The 19,204-nt window shown below is 71.4% G+C and carries 19 protein-coding genes and 1 rRNA gene; 8 read left to right on the top strand and 12 right to left on the bottom strand.

All coding sequences use genetic code 11. From position 1 onward, the window contains the following. Both rrf and AB0F62_RS39975 read left to right on the top strand, forming a co-directional pair. A 5S ribosomal RNA gene (gene rrf, locus AB0F62_RS39980) occupies positions 1-92 on the top strand; the annotation flags it as partial. Between the two features lie 69 nt (positions 93-161). Then, positions 162-671, top strand: coding sequence for a GNAT family N-acetyltransferase (locus AB0F62_RS39975; protein ID WP_361810995.1), 510 nt, complete (start codon positions 162-164; stop codon positions 669-671). Positions 672-1,059: 388 nt separating this feature from the next. Here AB0F62_RS39975 and AB0F62_RS39970 read toward each other — a convergent pair whose 3' ends face one another. The 6 genes from AB0F62_RS39970 to AB0F62_RS39945 all read right to left on the bottom strand — a co-directional run bounded on the left by AB0F62_RS39970 (position 1,060) and on the right by AB0F62_RS39945 (position 8,281). Further along, positions 1,060-2,655 carry a TraM recognition domain-containing protein gene (locus AB0F62_RS39970; RefSeq protein ID WP_361810993.1) on the bottom strand — a complete coding sequence of 532 codons (1,596 nt, stop codon included), beginning with the start codon at positions 2,653-2,655 and terminating at the stop codon, positions 1,060-1,062. 14 nt (positions 2,656-2,669) lie between these two features. Further along, the gene (locus AB0F62_RS39965; protein ID WP_361811001.1) at positions 2,670-4,043 is read right to left on the bottom strand and encodes an ATP-binding protein; all 1,374 of its coding nucleotides are present in this window, start codon (positions 4,041-4,043) and stop codon (positions 2,670-2,672) included. A gap of 157 nt (positions 4,044-4,200) precedes the next feature. Next, on the bottom strand, positions 4,201-5,751 hold the full coding sequence (locus tag AB0F62_RS39960) for an SCO6880 family protein (RefSeq protein WP_361810991.1): 1,551 nt from the start codon (positions 5,749-5,751) through the stop codon (positions 4,201-4,203). Beyond that, a complete protein-coding gene (locus AB0F62_RS39955; RefSeq protein ID WP_361810989.1) occupies positions 5,748-7,028 on the bottom strand; it encodes a hypothetical protein in 1,281 nt (426 codons plus the stop codon). The genes AB0F62_RS39960 and AB0F62_RS39955 overlap by 4 nt, the downstream gene beginning before the upstream one ends. Further along, positions 7,018-7,842: a hypothetical protein gene (locus AB0F62_RS39950; RefSeq protein WP_361810987.1), complete on the bottom strand. Its 825-nt coding sequence runs from the start codon at positions 7,840-7,842 to the stop codon at positions 7,018-7,020. The genes AB0F62_RS39955 and AB0F62_RS39950 overlap by 11 nt, the downstream gene beginning before the upstream one ends. A 130-nt stretch (positions 7,843-7,972) precedes the next feature. Then, on the bottom strand, positions 7,973-8,281 hold the full coding sequence (locus AB0F62_RS39945) for a hypothetical protein (protein WP_319140882.1): 309 nt from the start codon (positions 8,279-8,281) through the stop codon (positions 7,973-7,975). 392 nt (positions 8,282-8,673) lie between these two features. Between AB0F62_RS39945 and AB0F62_RS39940 the strand changes: the two genes are divergently transcribed. Further along, a complete protein-coding gene (locus tag AB0F62_RS39940) occupies positions 8,674-9,612 on the top strand; it encodes a bifunctional lytic transglycosylase/C40 family peptidase (RefSeq protein ID WP_361810999.1) in 939 nt (312 codons plus the stop codon). 204 nt (positions 9,613-9,816) lie between these two features. Next, the gene (locus tag AB0F62_RS39935) at positions 9,817-10,506 is read left to right on the top strand and encodes a phosphatase PAP2 family protein (protein WP_361810984.1); all 690 of its coding nucleotides are present in this window, start codon (positions 9,817-9,819) and stop codon (positions 10,504-10,506) included. A 27-nt stretch (positions 10,507-10,533) separates the two neighbouring features. On the opposite strand, the gene AB0F62_RS39930 is transcribed toward AB0F62_RS39935, so the two are convergent. Then, entirely contained in the window at positions 10,534-12,105 is a 1,572-nt protein-coding gene (locus AB0F62_RS39930; protein ID WP_361810982.1) for an FAD-binding oxidoreductase, read from the bottom strand. 102 nt (positions 12,106-12,207) lie between these two features. Then, entirely contained in the window at positions 12,208-12,363 is a 156-nt protein-coding gene (locus AB0F62_RS39925; RefSeq protein ID WP_361810980.1) for a hypothetical protein, read from the bottom strand. A gap of 91 nt (positions 12,364-12,454) precedes the next feature. Between AB0F62_RS39925 and AB0F62_RS39920 the strand changes: the two genes are divergently transcribed. Both AB0F62_RS39920 and AB0F62_RS39915 read left to right on the top strand, forming a co-directional pair. Then, entirely contained in the window at positions 12,455-13,306 is an 852-nt protein-coding gene (locus AB0F62_RS39920) for a hypothetical protein (protein WP_361810978.1), read from the top strand. Between the two features lie 86 nt (positions 13,307-13,392). Next, positions 13,393-13,584 (top strand): hypothetical protein, encoded by a 192-nt coding sequence (locus AB0F62_RS39915; protein WP_361810997.1) that lies wholly within the window; start codon positions 13,393-13,395, stop codon positions 13,582-13,584. Here the strand turns inward: AB0F62_RS39915 and AB0F62_RS39910 are convergent. Further along, on the bottom strand, positions 13,581-14,000 hold the full coding sequence (locus AB0F62_RS39910; RefSeq protein ID WP_361810976.1) for a metal-sensitive transcriptional regulator: 420 nt from the start codon (positions 13,998-14,000) through the stop codon (positions 13,581-13,583). The genes AB0F62_RS39915 and AB0F62_RS39910 overlap by 4 nt on opposite strands. Positions 14,001-14,194: 194 nt before the next feature. Between AB0F62_RS39910 and AB0F62_RS39905 the strand changes: the two genes are divergently transcribed. Together AB0F62_RS39905 and AB0F62_RS39900 are read left to right on the top strand one after the other, a co-directional pair. Next, complete coding sequence (locus AB0F62_RS39905) at positions 14,195-14,815, top strand: DUF47 family protein (protein ID WP_361810974.1); 621 nt, start codon at positions 14,195-14,197, stop codon at positions 14,813-14,815. A 5-nt stretch (positions 14,816-14,820) separates the two neighbouring features. Continuing rightward, on the top strand, positions 14,821-15,819 hold the full coding sequence (locus tag AB0F62_RS39900) for an inorganic phosphate transporter (RefSeq protein WP_361810972.1): 999 nt from the start codon (positions 14,821-14,823) through the stop codon (positions 15,817-15,819). 339 nt (positions 15,820-16,158) lie between these two features. Here AB0F62_RS39900 and pstB read toward each other — a convergent pair whose 3' ends face one another. The 3 genes from pstB to pstC are packed head-to-tail and all read right to left on the bottom strand — an operon-like array spanning position 16,159 to position 19,038. Next, a complete protein-coding gene (gene pstB / locus AB0F62_RS39895; RefSeq protein WP_319139071.1) occupies positions 16,159-16,935 on the bottom strand; it encodes a phosphate ABC transporter ATP-binding protein PstB in 777 nt (258 codons plus the stop codon). A 43-nt stretch (positions 16,936-16,978) separates the two neighbouring features. Further along, entirely contained in the window at positions 16,979-18,052 is a 1,074-nt protein-coding gene (gene pstA / locus AB0F62_RS39890) for a phosphate ABC transporter permease PstA (RefSeq protein WP_361810970.1), read from the bottom strand. Next, complete coding sequence (gene pstC / locus AB0F62_RS39885) at positions 18,049-19,038, bottom strand: phosphate ABC transporter permease subunit PstC (protein ID WP_361810968.1); 990 nt, start codon at positions 19,036-19,038, stop codon at positions 18,049-18,051. The genes pstA and pstC overlap by 4 nt, the downstream gene beginning before the upstream one ends. Between the last annotated feature and the right edge of the window lie 166 nt (positions 19,039-19,204).

Raw genomic sequence — 19,204 nt, 5'->3', positions numbered from 1 at the left:
CGCCCGGTTACATTTCGAACCCGGAAGCTAAGCCTTTCAGCGCCGATGGTACTGCAGGGGGGACCCTGTGGGAGAGTAGGACGCCGCCGAACAATCATTCAGAGCCCCGGCTCCCGAGTTAATCACTCGGGAGCCGGGGCTTTTTTGCGTACCATCACGCCATGATGATCTACACGATACGAGCCTCCCGCCCCGACGAATGGCGGGCCCAGCGGACCTTGCGACTGGAGGCCCTGAAGGATCCCGCCGGCAGTGTCGCCTTCGTCAACACCTATGAGACGGAGGAGGCCTTCGCCGACGAGGTGTGGCAACAGCGGGCGGAGACGCAGTCGTTCATCGCCGAGGACGAGGTCGGCGAGCGGGTGGCCAATGTGGCCGTGCTCGTGGAGTCGGGCGAGGAGTTCGAGGAGCCGCAGACGCACCTCGTCGGGGTGTACGTACGGCCGGAGTTCCGGGGTGGCGGCCTCGCCGCGGAGTTGCTGGGGGCGGCGATCGAGTGGTCGTGGGAGCTGCCGGAGAAGGTGGGCCGGGTGCGGCTGTGGGTGCACGAGGACAACCACCGGGCCCAGGCGTTCTATACGCGGCTCGGTTTCGTCAGGACCGGGCGGACGATGCCCTTCCCGCTGGACGAGTCGCGGACCGAGTACGAGATGGTGCTGGAGCGGCCGTAGCGGTGCGGAACCGGGTCCGCGTACCGGGCCCCCGGCCAGGGGCGGCGGCCCCGGGGGCCCGGTGACGCGTGGCGGAGCGGGGGCGTCGCACGTCGACGTAGTCGGCGGGTGACGTGGCCCCACCGGTGGTCGAGGCGCCGGCGATGATCGGCTTGCCGCCGTTGACGACGATCTTGGAGACGGTCACGCCGGTGTCGGCGGCGTCCGCCGGTGGGGCGGTGAAGGCCGCGAGGGCCACGGCCCCCGCGAGCGCCGCCACGGTGCCGGTTCTGCCCGTGGGCATGCACACCTCTCGGCTGTTGCGGTGATCGTGGATCCGCTGCGCGGCACGCGGCCGTGCGGGGAGGCGGCAGGCTGTCAGCGGGGTGCGCGGGAGCCGCGGGCAGGTTCAGGGCAGGTGGACCGCGTCCGGGACCTCGTCGAGGAGGGCGGGCGGCCGCTCGCCGAGGACGAGGCGGACGTCGGCACGCTGCCAGAGCGGGGCGCGCCAGTGGTCGCGGGCCTGCTCGGGGGAGCGCAGCACGGCCAGGGCGGGCAGGCCGGTGGAGGTGCCCGTGGCCAGGAGGTCGGGCAGTTCCGGGATCGGCGCGAGGGTGGCGATGTCGTCGAGGACGAGCGTCATTGGTGGGTCGAGCCGACCGGAGGATGACCCTGCGGCCATGCGCCGGCCGTGCTCGACCACGCTGGAGACGAGTGCGGTGAGCAGCGGCATCGCACCCGGGTGGGTTCGCGGGTCCTCGTTGGGCTCGCCCACCACGTAGAGCGTGCCCAGATCCTTGAGGAATGACTCCAGTTCGAGGCCGTCCGCACGACCCGGATTGCAGGCGTCGCGGATGTGGACGGAGTTGAGGGACTCCAGGGCTCGGTGGACCAGGGCCTGCGCGGCGTCGCGGCGGTCGGCGTGGGCGTGGAGGACGGACTCCAGCTCGCCGCTCCAGCCGGAGGCCGCCTTGGGGTGCGTGCGCAGGATGCGTACGGCGTCCCGGCCGGACGCCCCGCCCGCCCAGCGGTGCACCTGGCGGAACGGCTGGCCGTCCACGGCGGCGGCGTGCAGCCAGCAGCGCAGCAGGGTCTCGGCGGCGTCGAACATGGCGGCGTCGACGGCGGCGCGCGGCCGTACGGGGAAGAGCAGGGCGCGGGCGCGGGTGACGGCGGTGGGGACGTCGTCGCAGCCCGAGTGGGGGGCCCAGCGGAGCCGTGCCGGGGTGTCGACGAGGTGGGCCGGGTCGTAGACGTGGACGGGGCCGAGCTTGGCGCGGTTGCCGACGGTCTGGTGGAAGGTGTCGGGGTCCGCGGTGGTGACGACGACCGGGCCCGCGGCGTTGAGGACGGCCGGCTGGACGAGACGCTTGCCCTTGTCGCCGCGAGCGGGGGCGAAGACGGCGTAGGTCCGGGTGAGTTCGCGGTCGGTGCTGACGGAGGGGGCCGCGGGGTTCGCGGTGGGCACGCCGACGGCGCCCGCCGGCGCCGCGGTGGGCGCGCCGGTCGGCACGGTCGCGGGGGCGAGCGTCTCGGGTACCTCCACGGGCCGCTGTGCGGCCTCCTGGGGCCGTGCCGGGGTATCGGGCGCCGCGGCGGCCTCCGCGGCCTTCAGGGCGGCCGTACGCCGTGCCGTGCGGCGTGCCGCGCGGCGCAGCCGGGTACGGGCGATGACGCCCATCACGAAGACCGTGAGGACGAACAGGACCATCAGCTGCCCGATGAACACGCCCCAGAACAGACCGGATCCGGGCAGTCCGGCCGGCGGGGCGGGCCGCCAGGCCCCGGCGATGTCGTGGGGCTCGGCGACGAGGTGGCGCATGGCCACGGGCGTGCGCGTGAAGTGGACCTCGGCGGGCCAGGCGCCGTGGGAGACGAGACCGGCTATCCCGGTGCCCGTCCAGACCAGGATGGTCATGCCGAGCAGGAAGCCCATCACGCCGAGGATCAGGCCGTCGGGGATCCCGCCCTCGTGCTCCTGCCCGGTGCGCTGCTGTCTCGCCATGGTCAGGCCCCCGTTCAGGCCACCGCGTCGTCGGCCAGTTGCTTGTCGAGGGAGACCCGGGGCTCGTACTCGGGGTGCTCGTCCCCCGAGGCCTCGGTCATGGCGCGGTCGGTGTAGACCAGCGGCCGCTCGCTCTCGGTGATGAGGTGCTTGACGACCTGCACGTTGCCGTTGACGTCCCAGACGGCGATGCCGGGGGTGAGGGTGGGGATGATCTCGACCGCCCACCGGGGAAGGCCGAGCACCCGTCCCGTGGCGCGCGCCTCGTCGGCCTTCTGGGCGTAGACGGTCCGCGTGGAGGCCATCTTGAGGATCGCCGCGGCCTCCTTGGCCGCGGCTCCGTCCACGACGTCGGAGAGGTGGTGGACGACGGCGACGAAGGACAGGCCGAGGCGGCGGCCGAACTTCAGCAGCCGCTGGAAGAGCTGCGCGACGAAGGGGCTGTTGATGATGTGCCAGGCCTCCTCGACCAGGAAGATGCGTTTCCTCCGGTCGGGACGGATCCAGGTGTGCTCCAGCCAGACGCCGACGATCGCCATGAGGATCGGCATGGCGATGGAGTTGCGGTCGATGTGGGACAGGTCGAAGACGATGAGCGGGGCGTCGAGGTCGATGCCGGCGGTCGTGGGGCCGTCGAACATGCCGCGCAGGTCGCCGTCGACGAGCCGGTCGAGGACGAGGGCCACGTCCAGGCCCCAGGCGCGGACGTCCTCGAGCTCGACGTTCATCGACTCGGCGGAGTCGGCCATGGGGTGCCGCAGCCGCTCCACGATGTCGGTGAGGATCGGCTGGCGGTCGGTGACCGTTTCGTGGACGTACGCGTGGGCCACCTTGAGGGCGAAGCCGGAGCGCTCGTCCAGCCCGCGGCCCATGGCCACCTCGATGATCGTGCGGAGCAGGGCGAGCTGCCCCGTGGTGGTGATCGCGGGGTCGAGCGGGTTGAGCTTGATGCCCCCGTCGAGGGCGGCCATCGGGTCCAGGCGGATGGGAGTTATTCCGAGGGCCTTGGCGATCAGGTTCCACTCGCCGACGCCGTCCTCGCCCTGTGCGTCCAGGACGACGACCTGGCGGTCGCGGAAGCGCAGCTGGCGCAGGACGTACGTCTTCTCCAGGGCCGACTTGCCGTTGCCGGACTCGCCGAGGACCAGCCAGTGCGGGGCCGGGAGTTGCTGCCCGTACAGCTGGAAGGGGTCGTAGATGTAGCCCTTGCCGGAGTAGACCTCGCGGCCGATGATCACGCCGGAGTCGCCGAGACCGGGGGCGGCGGTCGGCAGGTAGACGGCCTGGGCCTGGCCGGTGGAGGTGCGGACGGGGAGTCGGGTGGTCTCCACCTTGCCGAAGAGGAAGCCGGTGAAGGCGTCGGTGATCGCTGCGAGGGGGTCCAGCATGGCCATGGGTGGAGCGCCTCCTCGGCGTCAGCGGTCGTCGCGCCCGGGGCGCGGGCTCCGGCGTGGCATCGTTGTCCCTGTCGTCCTTCCCATTAGCGCCGTCCCTGGAGACGGAGCGTCAAGTGCGCACAGGCGCATGGTGCTACCTCCCGGCCCCTCAGCGGCGGATGCCGGTCGCGAACGGAAGCGTGTTGACGAACGCCCGGTGGTGTTCCCGGTCGCACCACTCCAGCTTGAGGTACGACTTGCCCGCCGAGGCGCGGATCGTGCGCTTGTCGCGGGCGAGGGCCTCGGGGGAACGCGAGGAGACGGTGATGTAGCCGACCAGGTTGACGCCCGCGGCGCCGGAGGCGAGGTCTTCGCCGCGCTGGTCGATACGGGTGTGGTGGGCGATGTCGCGGGGGTCGACGACGCGGTTCATCTTGGCGGCGCGGCTGGCGTCGGCGTCGTCGTTGGTCTTCTCGGTGAGCATGCGCTCGATGGCGACGTCGGTCGGCTCGAGGTCCATGCAGACCGCGACGGTGCGGATGACGTCCGGGGTGTGGACCAGCAGCGGGGCGAGGAAGTTGACGCCGACCGGCGTCAGCGGCCACTCCTTGACCCAGGCCGTGGAGTGGCACCAGGGCGCGCGGGTGGCCGACTCGCGGGTCTTCGCCTGGAGGAAGGTCGGCTCGGTGGCGTCCAGTTCGGCCGGCCAGGCGTTGCGGCGGGTCATCGCCTGGATGTGGTCGATCGGGTGGTCCGGGTCGTACATGGAGTGGATCAGCGACGCCAGCCGTGCCTGGCCGAGCGGCTGGCGGACCCGGATGTCGGCCTCGGTGAGGCGGGCGCAGATGTCGGTGAGTTCGCGGGCCATGACCGCGGCGATGCCGGCGTCCTTGTCGAGGGCCTTGCGGCCGCCGCCCGCGGCGCGGGCGATGGCGTTGCCCTCGGCGGCGAGCTCGCGGCTGTAGTGCATGCACGCGACGAGGTAGGCGCGGTGCTGCTCGGAGGAGGTGGACACCATCGACTGCAGCTGGTCGTAGGAGTCCTTGAGCCACTGCTCGGCGCGCTCGTCGCCGCGCAGGGCGACGTCCTTGGCGTGGGCGTCGGGGTCCGCGGGCAGCGTGCGGGCGAGCATCTGGAGGCGGGTGACGAACCCGTCGCCGTTGGCGACGTGCTTCAGGAGGGTGCCGAAGCGCTCGACCAGGGCCTCCTGGTCCTCGCTGTCGCGCAGGCCGACGCCGGGGCCCTCGATCTCGATGGCGGCCGTCACGGTGCGCCGGTCCACGTGCAGCAGCACGGCGATCTCGTCCGGGCCGAAGGGCGCCGACAGCCAGGTGACGCGGCCGATGCCGGGCGGCGGCCCGATCTCCACCTCGCGGCCGTCGAGCCGGGTGCCCGCCTCCGCCGCGGGGGAGCGGTACGCGGGCGCGGAGCGCAGCGTACGGCGGTAGGTGCGGTTGATCTCGAACCAGCGGTAGAAGGTGCGGCGCCGGTAGGGCATGTAGACGGCGGCGAAGGCGAGCAGCGGCCAGCCGGTCAGGCCGAGGATGCGCAGCGGCAGGATGGGGATCAGCAGGCCGGACATCATGCCGAGGAACGCGCCGGCGATGATCAGGGCGATCTCGCCGGTCTCCCGGTTCTTGCCGACGATGGCGTTGGGGCGTGCCTTGCCGATGAGGTACGTGCGGCGCTGCTGCGGTGGGGCGTAGGGCTGGGACGTCACCGGCTGTCGCCTCCTGCTGTCTTGCTGCTGGATCCGCCGCCGTTGCCGCGGTCAGGGTTCGTGCGCGGCGCGGGGGCCGGTGCCGGGGCGGTGCCGTTGCGGCTGCTGTGCGCGGCGATGCCGCTGGGCACGGCGTTCGCGGGCTGTGCGGCGCCGCCCGCGGCCTGCTCCTGGGGGCCGCCGCGGGTGCTGTGCGTCTTGATGCCCTGCTTCACCAGCGCGGCCGGGGAGGAGATGACGGCGGCGGCCTGGGACTCGGCGCTCGCCTTGCGGTTGCTGCGGAGGCTGGCCACGTCGTCGCCGAAGCCGGGGACGAAGCGGTAGATCATCGCGCTGGCGAAGATGGCCAGCAGGATGATGGCCAGACCCGACACGACGGCGCCGAACGCCGTGGGCCCGTCGGAGCTGCTGAGCGCGCCCGCGAGGCCGAGCACGATCACGATCACCGGTTTGACCAGGATCACCGCGATCATGATTCCGGCCCAACGGCGCACGTGGTGCCACATGTTCTTGTCGACCAGGCCCGAGTACACGGCGGTGCCGAGCAGTGCGCCGACGTACAGCAGCGCGGCGCGGATGACCAGTTCGAGCCACAGCACGCCGGCGGCGACCACGGAGACCAGGGAGACCACGATGAGCATGATCGGGCCGCCGCCGATGTCGGAGCCCTTGGTCAACGCGTCCTGGAACGTGCCGAAGAAGGTGTCGGTGTCGGCGGCCGTGCCGGACGCGATGACCTCCGTGACGCCGTCGGTGGCCGACACGACGGTGTAGAGGATCAGCGGCGTGAAGGCGGAGGCGACCACGGTGAGCCAGAGGAAGCCGACGGCCTCGGTGAGTGCCTCCGTGAGGGGAACGCCGCGTACGGCGCGCTTGGCGACGGCCAGCAGCCACAGGAGGAGCGTGAGGAAGGTGGAGGCGGCGAAGACGACGGCGTACTGGGTGAGGAACGCCTTGTTGGTGAAGTCCACGGCGGCGGTCTTGTTGACCGCTTTGGAGAGGCCGTCGATGACCCAGGCGGCGGCGTCCGCGCAGCCGCGCGCGAGCGAGGCGAGGGGGTCGAGGGGGTCCGCGACCGAGGGGGTGTGGCCGGAGCCGCCACCGCCCTCGCAGTAGTCGCGTGCGGGGCCGCGGATCAGGTCGCAGGGGTTGTTGCCGGCGCTGGGAGCGGGCGTCGGCGAAGGGGCGGCCAGAGCCCGCGACGCGAAGAGGACGGCTGCGGTCTGGACGCCCGCCAAGGCGGCGGCGAGTGTGAAGGTGCGGCGGCTACCGCGCATAAGTGAACCCCCCGAACCCGTTGACGGCGTCGGACATGTCCTCGGCGGACGAGGCCGCTTGGTCCCGGCCGACCGGGACCGGGCCGTCCTTCTGCTCGAAGTCGACGATTCTCCAGTCGCCGTCCGCCCACTTGAGCCGGAACGTGTTGGTGTACCAGCTCTCCGAGACGGGGTTGGTGGAACCCTCCCCCGCCAGCCCGAACAGGGAGGAGTACCAGACCTCCACGACGGCGGCCTTGCCGGAGAAGTCGTCCAGCCTCGTGCCGACCGGCGTCGTCCGGGACACGAAGGTCATGCCCTCCGGCGGGGATCCGTCCGCGTCGAGGCCGATTCGCTTGAGGAACGCCGCGTCCGAGTAGACCTTGTTCAGGGCGCTGCGCTGGCCGGCGGCGACGTCCGGGGCGTACACGGTGCCGACGATATCGGCGCGGCGGTTCGCGTTGAACATGCCGTCGGAGCCGAGGGCCACCGCGTAGTTCGCGGCGGCGGACTGCGCGCCCTGGTCGGTGCGGGCGTACCCGGTGGGGATGCCCGCGTTCTTGCCGTCCACCGGCTTCGTGCCGGTGGGGGATGTGGGCTGGGACCGGGCGCCGTTGGAGGAGCCGGTGCCCCGGCTGCCGGCGTCGGGGGAGTCGGAGGGGGAGCCGCCGCCGCGGTTGGCGAAGGCGATGGCGGCGATGAGGAGCACGACGACGCCGACGACCGTGACGAGGTTGCGGCTCGAGCGCTGCGGGCGGCGGGAGGGGCCGCCCGTGCCGGCGAGGGGCTCGGGGAGACGGGTACGGGTCGGGGGGCCGTCCTGGCCGAGGCTCATCGGCGGCTCGCCCCCTCGGGGGTCATCGGGTGAGTGGGCATCAGCAGACAGCCTCGGGTGGGGTGCGGGGCCGGGACGGGCCCCTCGGGGACAGTGCGCGGGGGATGGTGCGGGGTCCGACGCGTGGTCGCTAGACCGCCATCCCGTAGACGATGGTGAAGAGCGTGCCGAGGGAGCCGATGATGAACACGCCGGTCAGACCGGCGATGATCAGTCCCTTGCCCTGCTCCGCACTGAAGGTGTCGCGGAGCGCCGTCGCTCCGATGCGCTGTTTCGCCGCACCCCAGATCGCGATGGCCAGGCACAGCAGGATCGCCACCGCCATGACCACCTCGATCATGACGCGCGCTTCGTTCCCCAGAGAGCCGAAAGGGCCCCAGTCCGGGGCGATACCACCGATGATGGTGTTGATGTCGCCCTTGTCGGCAGCCAGGAACATGAGAACTCACCACCACGCTAGATCAGTTGACGTCCTCGCCGGGGCGCAAGGAGCCAAGGTCTATCTTGGCGGAGGATGCCGCCGTCGTATGTCGACTCGGCGACTTTCTCAGCCGATTCCCCGGTGTGATCCGGGCCGCAACCGTCAGACTGGACACACTGGCGTGCGATCCGGTGTTCGATGAGACTTTGTTGACTACTCTGTGTATCACGGTGGTGAGCGGAGGGCAACGATTGGCGGCGCGACGGGTGGGGATGCTTCCCCAGGGCCTGGCGCACCGTCACCTTCCGTGCCGGGCAGGGTGAACCGATGAAGGGGTGGGGCGGGTGACGGCGGCTTCGCGGACCGCGCGCAAGGCCTGGTTGGTCACGGGGGTCGTGGGCGGCCTCTTCATGTCGTTCGTCACGCTGCTCGTCGTCGGTACGTATCTGGTGGCGGCGAACCTGACGGGCGGCGGCGGGGCGGTGACGCTCGCCAAGGGGGCGGTGCCGTCGGCCTACCAGAACCTCGTGCAGAAGTGGGGGAACCTCTGCGAGGCCATCAACCCGGCGCTGCTGGCGGCCCAGCTCTACCAGGAGAGCGGCTGGAACCCGAGGGCGCAGAGCCACGCCCAGGCGCAGGGGATAGCGCAGTTCATCCCCGGGACGTGGGCGACGCACGGTGTGGACGGGGACGGTGACGGGGACCGTGACGTGTGGGACCCGGCGGACGCGATCCCCTCGGCGGCCTCGTACGACTGCGAGCTGGCCCGCTATGTCGAGGACGTGCCCGGGAGCCTGACGGAGAACATGCTCGCCGCCTACAACGCGGGCGCGTACCGGGTGATCCAGGCCGGCGGGGTGCCGCGGATCCGGGAGACCCAGAACTACGTCCGGATCATCACGACGCTGCAGAAGAGCTTCGCGGCGCCCGTGGGCGCGGTCGCGCCGTCGCGGCAGGCGGCGGGGGCCATCTACTACGCCCAGGAGAAGCTGGGCACGCCGTATCTGTGGGGCGGCAACGGCACGCCGGAGCAGGGGGGCCGGTTCGACTGCTCGGGCCTGACGAAGGCGGCGTACCACTCGGTGGGCATCGAGTTGCCGCGCGTGGCCAACGACCAGTGGAACGCCGGTCCGCATCCGAAGAGGGACGAGCTGCTCCCGGGCGACCTGGTCTTCTTCGCCAACGACCTGACCGACCCGCGGTCCATCCACCACGTGGGGATCTACGTCGGCGGCGGATACATGATCAATGCCCCCTACACCGGCGCGGTGATCCGCTTCGACAAGATCGACACCCCGGACTACATCGGGGCGACGCGTGTGACGGCGGCGGGCGCGGCGGCGGTGTAGCCGCCGCGGCCGCCGGCCGCGATGTCGCTGTGGGTGAACACCCCGCCCCGCCATGCGGGAAACGTGTCTCCCTTCGATAACACCTTGGTGATCATCCGGTGGAGACCGGAACGCTGCGTACCGTGCCGCCCGTTGGAGGGGGGAGAATCGACCTCCACACGGGACGTGCACGGGGGTGCGGCGGAAGACAGTTAGGGGACACCGGTGTCAGGGCTCTCGCTGGACGGCTCAAATCCCGATGTCAGCCTGCTCCGCGACATCAACGGCCTCGCGAAGGACGCGCCGCGCTGGTTCGACCGCGTGATGGAGGCGGTCGGCGAGTACGGCCTCATCCTGCTCATGGTGCTGATCGCCGGCTGGTGCTGGTGGCGCGTCGCCCGGCGCAGCGGCACCGAGGCGCCGGCGGCCGTGGCGGGCGTGATCTGGTCCGGGCTCGCGGCGGCGATCGCGCTGGTGCTCAACGTGCCGCTGCGGAACTTCGTGGACCGGCCCCGGCCCTTCGTCGACCACCAGGGCCTGGAGGTCCTGGTGAAGGGGAAGACCGACTTCTCCTTCGTCAGCGACCACGCCACCCTGGTCATGGCCGTGGCGATGGGCCTGTTCATGGTCAGCCGCAAGTGGGGCCTGGCCGCCATCGCCGTCGCGCTGGCCGAGGGCTTCTGCCGCGTCTACATGGGCGTGCACTACCCGACCGACGTCCTGGGCGGCTTCGCGCTCGGCACGGCCGTCGCGCTGCTGCTCGCCCCGGCCGCGCTGGCGCTGCTGACACCGCTGACCAGTGCCGTGGCCGGCTCCCGGCTGGGCGTGCTCGTGCAGGCGCGCGGGAGCCGGGAGGGCCGCCGGGGCGAGCTCTACCCGGAGCCGTCGGCGACCGAGAAGGACCTGGCGGCCTGACGGCCGCCGACGGCGTACGGGGCGGCGCTACAGCGCCTGCGCGAAGGCGAACAGCCGCGAGGGGTCGTAGCGGGCCTTCAGGCGGGTGAGCTTGTCGGCGGCGGAGCCGTAGTAGGCGGTGCGCCAGTCGCCCAGCGTGGGGTCGGTGTAGTTCTGGTACGCCGCGCCCGAGGCGTGGCGGCGCATCGCGGTGTGGAGCCCGGAGAGCCAGCTCGTGGTGCCGGGCGCCTCTATGTACTGGGCCAGGAAGCGCGAGCGCCGGTGCACGAAGGCGGTGGCGGTCGGCGAGACCCGGTTCACGGCGCCGCCCAGGGCGGTGAGCGAGACGCTGCCGGAGCCCGAGCGGACCCCCTCGACCTGCGAGAGCAGGGTCTGGATGCCGGCGGCGGACAGCGAGCGGTCGTAGAAGTCGGAGCGTGCCGTGTAGGTCTCGCGGCCGAGCCGGCCCGAGGGGCTGCGGCCCGGGGTGTTCCCGGGCAGGTGGCACTGGGCGGTGCTGAGGTTCGAGCAGCCCGCGTAGGCCAGGGCCGCGTCGAGGTAGGTGCGCGGGTGGAGGGAGACGGTGCTCGCCGGGGCGCCGACGCGGTCGGCGAGCCGGTCCACGGCGTTGGCGAGCTCGTCGCGTGAGGTGATGCCGACGGTGGCGATGCTGATCCGCGGGGAACCGGTGCCCGACTTGTCCAGGTGCAGCGCGGACCAGATCTCGTCGGGCTGGGTCGGCCCCCACTCCTGCCAGGCCCGCAGGACGGCGGCGGCCTTGCTCCAGGGCCAGGTCAGATAGCCGGTGACGACCTGGGGGGAGGCGTGGGTGGCGAACGTCAGATTCGTGACGACGCCGAACTGGCCGCCGCCCGCGCCGCGCAGCGCCCAGAACAGCTCCGGGTTCTCGCTGGCGCTGCAGTGCAGCACGCGGCCGCCCGCGGTGACGATCTCGGCGCCGGTGAGGCTGTCGCAGGTCAGCCCGTAGGCGCGGCTGAGCACCCCGTGGCCGCCGCCGAGGGTCAGGCCGGATATGCCGACCGTCGGGCACGAGCCCGCCGACAGGGTGCGCCCTCGCGCCCCGAGCTTGGTGTAGACGTCGATGAGCTTGGCCCCGGCGCCGATGGTCGCGGTGCCGCCGGAGACGTTCACCGCGGCCAGGGAGGAGACGTCGAGGACGAGCCGCCCCTTGCCGCCGGAGTAGCCGGCGTAGGAGTGCCCGCCGTTGCGGATCGAGACGGGGACGCCGGTGCGGCGGGCGAAGTCCAGGGCCTCGCGGATGTCCCCGGTCCCCGAGACATACGCGACGGCGGCCGGGCGCTGCCCGTCGTAGCGGGTGTTGTAGAGGAGGCGCGCGGTGGCGTAGTCGGCGTCGTCGGGGAGCACCAGGCGGCCGTCCAGGGAGCGGCCGAGGGCCTTCCAGTCGGGGCGGGCGTTCGGTGAGGCGGGGGCGGAGGTGGCGGGTGAGGCGGCCCCGGAGGTCGTGGCGCCGGATCCCGGGCCGTCGGGCGTGCGGCCGCCCGCTGCCCCGGTGCCGCCGCCCTTGGGGCCGCAGGCCGCGGTCAGCCAGCCCGCCGCGGCGATGCCGACGCCGCTTTGGATCAGTGTTCGTCGGTTCAAGGTGGGGCCTCCGCTCCGCTTCCCCCGTCTGGTCGTCCGTGAGGACGGTGGGGAACAGGTGACCGGTTGCGGGCGGGGGATGTGACGTTGGCCGTGCCGCCGTCAGGCGCGCTCGTGCTCGACGGCGTCGCGGCGGGCGCGGTCGCGGGCGCGGCGGGCCGGGCCCCGCCAGCCGCAGACGCAGGTCGCGTGGGAGAAGGCGCCCTTGTCCGTGGTGGTCGCCCGGTGGGCGGAGGGGGGCGGATCGCTGGGAGGCACGGAACAAAGCTACCGGCCGTGACGCGGTGCCCTGACCCTCGTTATGCCCGACGACGTCCGAGGCGCGGCATGGTGCAGGGGGTTGGCGGAGATGGGGCAGCTCAGCCGGGCGACTGCGGCGGCCGTCGGTCTCGGGTTGTGCGCGCTGGCTGTGGCGGGGTGCTCGGCCGGGGAGGCCGTCGAGGTGGACAGCGTCCCGGCCGGCTCACGGGAGGCGCTGCGGCAGGCGGTGGACACCCTGGTCGCCGCGGGCAGCTCAAAGGTCCGTACGTCGATGGAGACGGCCAGCGGCGGCACGAAGGTCGTCATCAAGGGCACCGGTTCCTTCGACTACGCCGGGCGGCGCGGCAGTCTCCGGGTCGTCCTGCCGCCGGACGCGGCCGGGGCCGCCGAGCACGATCCGGTCACCGAGCTGCTCACGCCCGGCGCGCTCTACATGAAGAACCGGGGCGAGGGCGTGCCCGCCGACAAGTGGGTGCGGGTCGACACGACCCGGCTGCCCGACGGCAACCTGGTCACGGGCGGTGTGACGGATCCCCTGGTGGCCGCGGAGCTGCTGCGGGCCGCGCGGGAGGTGCGGCAGAGCGGGGTGGAGACCCTCGACGGGGTGCGGGTGCGGCACTACCGGGGGGTGACGGACATCGCGGAGGCGGCGCGCCTCGCGTCCCCGCTGGTGCGGGCGGAGCTGGCGGCCGCGGCGGAGGGCTTCAGCGTGACCCGGGTGCCCTTCGACGCCTGGCTCGACGAGGACGGCCGGCTGCGCAAGGTGCGGCAGCGCTTCACCTTCGGCAACGGTGGGGGCGCGGGCACGCGGAGCGCGCCCGCCCAGGTCACGGTGGTCTCCACGACCGGGATGTACGCGTTCGGGACGCCGGTGCGGGTCACGCTGCCCCGCGAGACCGACATCTACACGGGGAAGATCGTTTCTGCGACCGGCCCCTGAGGGCTTGCCGAAATGGCCCGTCCGTGTCATGCACGGACCGTGCACCAGTCCCTACGCTGGGCGGGGAGGAGGTGGTGCACGTGGCGATGTGGCTCCTGGACCAGGACGATCAGGTCCACGTGGCCCTCGCGGAGATCGAGCTGTGCTGCGAGCTGATGATCGCGGCGTCGGCGACGACCGAGGAACGGCTGAGCTCCGAGCGCATCGACGAGGTGCTGAACGTGAACCCCCGCGTACCCGCGCAGGGGACGCGGTGGTCGGCGGGGGCCGGTCGCTAGCTCCGCAGCAGCCGGGCTATGGCGGCGGTCGCCTCGGCCACCTTGTCGTCGGCCTCCGGTCCGCCCTTCGCCGCGGCGTCGGCGACGCAGTGCCGCAGATGCTCCTCCAGCAACTGGAGCGCGAAGGACTGCAGAGCCTTCGTGCCGGCTGACACCTGGGTGAGGATGTCGATGCAGTACACGTCCTGCTCGACCATGCGCTGCAGACCGCGGATCTGCCCCTCGATCCGGCGCAGCCGCTTGAGGTGCTGGTCCCTTTGCTTGGCATAGCCGTGCTGGTGCGCCTCGTGCCCCGGCTCCGTGCCCTCCCCGGCCGCTTCGGCGTGCCCGGTGTGATCGGCGTGGGCCGCGTGCCCGGTGCCGTGCTCCGGCGACTCCGTGTGCTCCGGCGTGCCGCCGGTCTCGGTGACGGTCATGATGTCCCTCCTGCCCCCTATACCCCGGCAGGGTATATCGTACCGAATTCGGCCCATTGTGCGAGCGTGCCCGCAGAACCCCAGCGGGGGCGCACGCGCGGTGATGAGCGACACTGTAGGACGCCGGTTAGCTGTGGCCGGATGATGCGCCTAGCATCGATGCGACCGAAACCGATGTATTCCGAGGACTTCACGTGCGCTTTCGTCTGACCCCCAGGGAGACGAGCTTCTACGACATGTTCGCCGCATCCGCGGACAACATCGTCACAGGATCGAAGCTCCTCATGGAACTGCTCGGGGCCGATTCGGCCACCCGCTCGGAGATCGCCGAACGGATGCGTGCCGCGGAGCACGCGGGGGACGACGCGACGCACGCGATCTTCCACCAGCTGAACTCCTCCTTCATCACGCCCTTCGACCGTGAGGACATCTATTCCCTGGCGTCGTCCCTCGACGACATCATGGACTTCATGGAGGAGGCCGTCGACCTGGTCGTGCTCTACCAGATCGAGGAGCTCCCCCGCGGGGTCGAGCAGCAGATCGAGGTACTGGCGCGGGCCGCCGAGCTGACCGCGGAGGCCATGCCGCACCTGCGCACGATGGAGAACCTCACCGAGTACTGGATCGAGGTCAACCGGCTGGAGAACCAGGCGGACCAGATCCACCGCAAGCTGCTGGCCCACCTCTTCAACGGCAAGTACGACGCCATTGAGGTGCTCAAGCTCAAGCAGATCGTGGACGTCCTGGAGGAGGCGGCGGACGCCTTCGAGCACGTGGCCAACACCGTGGAGACCATCGCGGTCAAGGAGTCCTGACCCCGGTGGAGACCTTCTCTCTGGTCGTGACCATCGGCGTCGCGCTCTTCTTCACGTACACCAACGGCTTCCACGACTCCGCGAACGCCATCGCCACCTCCGTGTCGACCCGGGCGCTGACCCCGCGGGCGGCGCTGGCGATGGCCGCGGTGATGAACCTCGCCGGCGCCTTCCTCGGCACCGGGATCGCCCACACCGTCAGCGAGGGCCTGATCGAGACGCCGCACGGGCAGACCGGCATGGCGATCCTCTTCGCCGGGCTGGTGGGGGCGATCGTCTGGAACCTCATCACCTGGTACTACGGCCTGCCCTCCTCCAGCAGCCACGCCCTGTTCGGCGGTCTGGTGGGGGCGGCGCTGGCCGGCGGCACCGGGGTCATCTGGTCCGGGGTGGTGGAGAAGATCATCCTGCCGATGTTCCTGTCGCCGATCGTCGGCCTCGTCGTCGGCTACCTGGTGATGCTGGCCATCCTGTGGATCTTCCGTAAGGCCAACCCCCACAAGGCCAAGCGCGGCTTCCGCATCGCCCAGACCGTCTCGGCGGCGGGCATGGCGCTCGGCCACGGCCTGCAGGACGCGCAGAAGACGATGGGCGTCGTGGTGCTCGCGCTGACCATCGCCGATGTGCAGGAGGAGGGCGACGGCATCCCGCTGTGGGTGAAGTTCGCCTGCGCCGCGATGCTCTCGCTCGGCACGTACGCGGGCGGCTGGCGCATCATGCGCACCCTCGGCCGCAAGATCATCGAGCTGGACCCGCCCCAGGGGTTCGCCGCGGAGACCACGGCGGCGTCGATCCTCTACACGACCGCCTACATCTTCAAGGCGCCGATCTCCACGACCCACATCATCACCTCGGCGATCATGGGCGTCGGTGCGACCAAGCGGGTCAACGCGGTCCGCTGGGGCGTCGCGAAGAACATCGTGACCGGCTGGTTCATCACGATGCCGGCCGCCGCCCTGGTCGCGGCGCTGGTCTACTACGTGGTGCACCTGGCCTTCGGCTGAGCCGGTCCCCGCGGCCCGGCGCCCCTCCTGCCGGTGGGGCGCCCCGGCGCGCGCGCGCGGCCGCGCCCCCCCCCCCCCCCCCGGCCGCCCCGCGGGCCCGCCGCGGGCCCCCACGCCCTGCGGCTCCGGCGGCCCCCGCCGCCCGCCCCCCCCCCGCGGGGGGGGGCGCCGGGCCGCGGGCGCCTGCCGGCGGCAACCCGCCGCGGACGGCCTGCCGCGGACGCCCTGCCGGGGACCGTACGCAAATGGGCCCGCCCCCCGTTCGGGGGCGGGCCCTTCGTCTTGCGGTGGCACCGCCATGCAGCACCGCAGGACGGCTCTGGTCGGCTGCGCCGCGGCTCAGCCGAAGCGACCGGAGATGTAGTCCTCGGTCGCCTGCACGGACGGGTTGGAGAAGATCCGCTCCGTGTCGTCGATCTCGATGAGCTTGCCGGGCTGCCCGACCGCCGAGAGGTTGAAGAAGGCGGTGCGGTCGGAGACGCGGGCGGCCTGCTGCATGTTGTGGGTCACGATGACGATGGTGAAGCGCTCCTTGAGCTCGCCGATCAGGTCCTCGATGGCGAGGGTGGAGATCGGGTCGAGCGCGGAGCAGGGCTCGTCCATGAGCAGGACCTGGGGCTCGACCGCGATGGCGCGGGCGATGCACAGACGCTGTTGCTGACCGCCGGACAGGCCCGAGCCGGGCTTGTTCAGGCGGTCCTTGACCTCGTTCCAGAGGTTGGCGCCGCGCAGCGACTTCTCGACGATCGTGTCGAGGTCGCTCTTCTTCTTGACGCCGTTCAGCTTCAGGCCGGCCGCCACGTTGTCGTAGACCGACATCGTGGGGAACGGGTTGGGGCGCTGGAAGACCATGCCGACCGTGCGGCGCACGGAGACCGGGTCCACGCCGGGGCCGTAGAGGTTCTCGTCGTCCAGGAGCACCTTGCCCTCGACACGGCCGCCGGGGGTGACCTCGTGCATGCGGTTGAGGGTGCGCAGGAAGGTGGACTTGCCGCAGCCGGAGGGGCCGATGAAGGCCGTCACCGTGCGGGGCTCGATGTTCATCGAGATGTCGTCGATCGCCTTGAAGCCGCCGTAGTAGGCGGAGAGACCGCTGACGTCGATTCGCTTGGCCATGGTGGTGTTGCTCGCAATCCTTGGGTCGCTGATGTTGGCCGCGTCAGCGACCGGTCTTCGGGGCCTTCCAGCGCGCGATGCCGCGGGCCAGCAGGTTGAGGATCATGACGAAGGCGATCAGCACGAGTGCCGCCGCCCACGCCCGGTCGTAGCTCGGCTCGTTGCCGTTCTGGTACTGCTGGTAGATGTAGAACGGCAGCGAGGCCTGGGGGCCGTTGAACGGGTCGTTGTTGATCAGGTTGTTTCCGAAGACCAACAGCGCGATGGGGGCGCTCTCGCCGGCGATACGGGCGACCGCGAGCATGACGCCCGTCGTGATGCCGCCGATCGCGGTCGGGATGACCACCTTCACAATGGTGCGCCACTTCGGCACACCGAGCGCCAGCGAGGCCTCGCGCAGCTCGTTCGGGACGAGCTTGAGCATCTCCTCGGTGGAACGGACGACCACCGGCATCATCAGGATGGCCAGGGCCATGGCACCGGCGAAGCCCGAGGGGCCGAAGCCCAGCAGCAGGTTCCAGGTCGACAGGATGAACAGACCGGCGACGATCGACGGGATGCCCGTCATGACGTCGACGAAGAAGGTGACGGCCGTGGCCAGCCGGCCCTTGCCGTACTCGACGAGGTAGACGGCGGTCAGCATGCCGATCGGGGCCGCGATCGCGGTGGCGATGCCGACCTGCTCCAGGGTGCCGATGATGGCGTGGTAGACGCCGCCGCCCTCACCGATGGTCAGCACGCCGTTCATGGAGTGCGAGAGGAAGGCGCCGTCGAGGATCTTGACGCCCTTGCTGACCGTGGTCGCGATCAGCGAGTAGAGCGGGAGCGCGGCGAGGATGAAGGACGCCCAGATCACGCTGGTGGCGACCCGGTCCTTGGCCTGGCGGCGGCCCTCGACCGCGGTGGCGATCGCATAGGTGCCGACGACGAACAGCAGGACGGCGATGAGACCCCACTGGATCTTGCTGTCCAGGCCGGCGCCGAGGCCGATGCCGACGGCGACCACGACCGAGCCGACAGCGATGCCGGCCGGGGCCCACTTGGGGAGCCGGCGCTGGGCGAGGGCCCGCTGCGGCACCGCGGGGGCGGAGCGCTTGTCTGCTATGGCGTGGCTCATGCGTTGGCCCCCGAGTATTCCTTGCGCTTGGCGATGATCGCGCGGGCGGCGCCGTTGACGAGCAGGGTGATGACGAAGAGCACCAGACCGGAGGCGATCAGCGCGTCACGGCCGAACTCGTTGGCCTCGCCGAACTTGGCGACGATGTTCTGGGAGAAGGTCCCGCCGACCGGGTCCAGGATGTGCGCGGACAGGATCGGCGCGGCCGACAGGACCGTGGCGACGGCCATCGTCTCGCCGAGGGCGCGGCCGAGGCCGAGCATCGAGGCGCTGATGATGCCGGAACGGGCGAAGGGGAGCACCGACATGCGGATGGTCTCCCAGCGGGTCGCGCCGAGGGCCAGGGCGGCCTCCTCGTGCATCCGCGGCACCTGGCGGAAGACCTCGCGGCTGACGTTGGTGATGATCGGCAGGATCATGATCGCCAGCAGGATGCCGACGGTGAAGATCGAGCGGGCCGCGCCCTGCGGGTCTTCCTTCTCGAAGACGACGGTCCAGCCGAGGTAGTCGTCCAGCCACATGTTCAGGCCGGTCAGGTGCGGGACCAGGAAGAGCGCGCCCCAGAGGCCGTAGATGATGCTGGGCACGGCGGCGAGCAGGTCGACGATGTACGACAGCGGGGAGGCGATGCGGCGCGGCGCGTAGTGCGAGATGAACAGCGCGATGCCGACCGCGACCGGGACCGCGATGAGCATCGCGATGACCGAGCTGACGATCGTGCCGTAGGCCAGCACGGCGATGCCGAAGACCGGCGGGTTGGCGCCGGCGTTCCACTCGAAGGTGGTCAGGAAGTTGCCCTGGTCCTTGGAGATCGCGTTGATCGCGCGGATCGTCAGGAAGATCGCGATCGACGCCATGATCACCAGCAGCAGGATGCCGGAACCACGGGAGAGGCCGGCGAAGATCTTGTCGCCCGGCCGCGTGACGGAGCCCCCGGCAGGCCTGGCGGCCTGTGGCGGGGTGGGGTTCTGTGCGGTTATAGCCATCGGTTTTCTCTCCGGTCTGGGTGGGGGATCACTCCCCCGGCGGCGGTGCACCGGATGTGCGGCCGGCCCCGCCGACTCGGAGTCGCCTATCCCCATGAGGTGCGGCGTCCGGCTGAAGTCGTGCCAAACCGGGGCCAGGTTCTCCTCGTCAAGTCCCAGCGGAACC

The sequence above is a fragment of the Streptomyces sp. NPDC026673 genome, assembly GCF_040638135.1.
Classification (GTDB): Bacteria; Actinomycetota; Actinomycetes; order Streptomycetales; family Streptomycetaceae; genus Actinacidiphila.
The sequence above is the reverse complement of the archived record's forward strand: the minus strand, read 5'-3'. Positions and strand labels throughout refer to the sequence as shown.